The organism is Halosimplex halobium (genome assembly GCF_051414055.1).
Taxonomy (GTDB): domain Archaea; phylum Halobacteriota; class Halobacteria; order Halobacteriales; family Haloarculaceae; genus Halosimplex; species Halosimplex halobium.
Genome location: NZ_JBLKNX010000044.1, coordinates 1 through 1,894 on the forward strand (window position 1 = coordinate 1; position 1,894 = coordinate 1,894).

The window sequence follows — 1,894 nt, forward strand, 5'->3', positions numbered from 1 at the left end:
TTCGTGCTCGAACCTGGTTCGGTCAGTTCCGCGAACTCGTCCTGAAATGCGCTGTCAGAAACATCGAACTTAGCGTTAGCCACTCATCACCGTGAAATCACGCGTCTAAACAGGGCCCAGTGAAGATTATACTGGTCCAGCAGTAGACGGGGAGCGGATCTATTTTGCACGCGACAGATCTCCGGGAGCGTTCTCTGACTCGTGGTACAATACCACGCTCCACGCGGTCGATGCAACGTCGGCGACTGAACTCTGGACTAAAAGCGGCGATAATCGTGACACAGGCGTTCCCGTCGCTCACGATGGACAGGTTATATATAGTGACAATAGAGGGACATTTTGCTACGATGACTCCGGTGTGAAACTCTGGGAAAAAGAATCCTACACGTCTAGGAAGCCACTCATTCAGGGGGATACAGTGTATCTCCCAATGGAGGAATCTATCCTCGGTCTCAGTATGGAGGATGGAAGCCAGAAGCAAACAATCCAATCAGTTCCGACATCACCCTCTCTTCTTGCGAGTGATGAGTCAGCGATCTACATCGGAACGACCGGTGGGGCTCTCCGTGTCTTCGAGAGAGGTGGCAACTGATGGACCCAAATGTCCCTCGCTTCAAACTGCTCGGCGCACCGCCAGTAAACGAGTATAGCCAGTTCTGGGTCAGGACATGGTGGGTATTCTATCTCCTCATCGGGGCTTGGATCCAGTGTACTGTCTATTTCGCCCACGAGACGGCGATGAAGCTCCGCAAAGGGACCTCTGTGGGTGCGCTTCTGAGAGGGATCATCGTATTCTGCCTTCACTTCGTTCAAGCACCGTACGGCGGAGACCGCGTGGAACGGTTCTGGTTCTTCGCTCGCTCGCGTATTGTCTCCATCCAGGATGCAGCGTATATCAAGTCCGGCCTCGGCAAAGACAAGACAGAGTATCCTTCATACGAGACCCGAGAGATGATCAGACAACGAGATGGCTTCACCTGTCGGGTCTGTGGCTGCGAGGGCGCGAGACACGAGGACAACGAACTCCACGTTGACCACGTCATCCCGCGCAAATGGGGTGGATCGAACCAGCCAGAGAATCTTAGGACACTTTGCCGGCGCTGTCACGGTGTCCGTCATTTGCGCTCATTCTATGATTAGAGATTACAGTACCATCAAATATCTAATTTGTATTAGTTTATATGTACTCCTAAGGAGCTGATGGCTAAGACCGTTGATTGGCGGATCTTGTGATGAGCTCTCGCTGACTGCATCAGCCGTGATACCAGAGAAAATACACATTCGATTATGTGTACATATAATGTCTATTGTTATCTATACGTACGGTAGCTCAACCGATGATCTGAATTAAAGTAATATTGATACTTGTTCCGGGTTTCGATAGTCTACTGGTTAGAAACACTCATCAATAGTCATGTCGGGCAGCTCGTACATTATTGGTATTTTATATTTCCGTAGTTTCAAGCTTAGCAAGTACCAGAATCCGATCGGTCAAATGGGTCAGTACGGCTACCACCAGAGATCATCTAATTTTCTCCAAAGGGGAAAATAGCTTGTTTTCGTGAGAACACCCGTTTCAGATCGTGATTTTCGGCAGATACAACCTGGCCGAATCCCCGCTACATAATGGTGGATACCCGGTACAGCGCAACTAGAAAGTGACTGAGTGTAGAGATCGAAGCTTGGAGGACAGAGGCTAAATGCTGGAAATTGTGAGTATCAGGGGGCTGTTGCCGTGATTCGGGATGGCCGCTCCGTCGTGAAACGTGTCAAATGGCTGTGTTGAATCGCTGTAAGGCGGTAGATTTCACTGTTTCACAGCCCGCTTGATGTTGTAGACAACACACATCAGGGCAACCTCGCGGAACTCACGAAACCAGGAACGCGCTCGGAC

General features: G+C 50.2%; 2 protein-coding genes and 2 pseudogenes. 3 read left to right on the top strand and 1 reads right to left on the bottom strand.

What is annotated here, in order from left to right:
- The 3 genes and pseudogenes from ACMGFG_RS24175 to ACMGFG_RS24185 all read left to right on the top strand — a co-directional run.
- Positions 1 to 95: pseudogene (locus ACMGFG_RS24175) on the top strand (IS5/IS1182 family transposase); the annotation flags it as partial.
- A 62-nt stretch (positions 96 to 157) separates the two neighbouring features.
- A complete protein-coding gene (locus ACMGFG_RS24180; protein ID WP_436932848.1) occupies positions 158 to 592 on the top strand; it encodes an outer membrane protein assembly factor BamB family protein in 435 nt (144 codons plus the stop codon).
- The gene (locus tag ACMGFG_RS24185) at positions 592 to 1,140 is read left to right on the top strand and encodes an HNH endonuclease (protein ID WP_436932847.1); all 549 of its coding nucleotides are present in this window, start codon (positions 592 to 594) and stop codon (positions 1,138 to 1,140) included. The genes ACMGFG_RS24180 and ACMGFG_RS24185 overlap by 1 nt, the downstream gene beginning before the upstream one ends.
- Positions 1,141 to 1,807: 667 nt before the next feature.
- On the opposite strand, the pseudogene ACMGFG_RS24190 reads toward ACMGFG_RS24185, so the two are convergent.
- Positions 1,808 to 1,894 (bottom strand): annotated as a pseudogene (locus ACMGFG_RS24190) (IS5/IS1182 family transposase); the annotation flags it as partial.

Coding starts and splice junctions, on each gene's coding strand:
- ACMGFG_RS24185 (WP_436932847.1), top strand. CDS start 592: ATGGACCCAAATGTCCCTCGCTTCAAACTGCTCGGCGCACCGCCAGTA.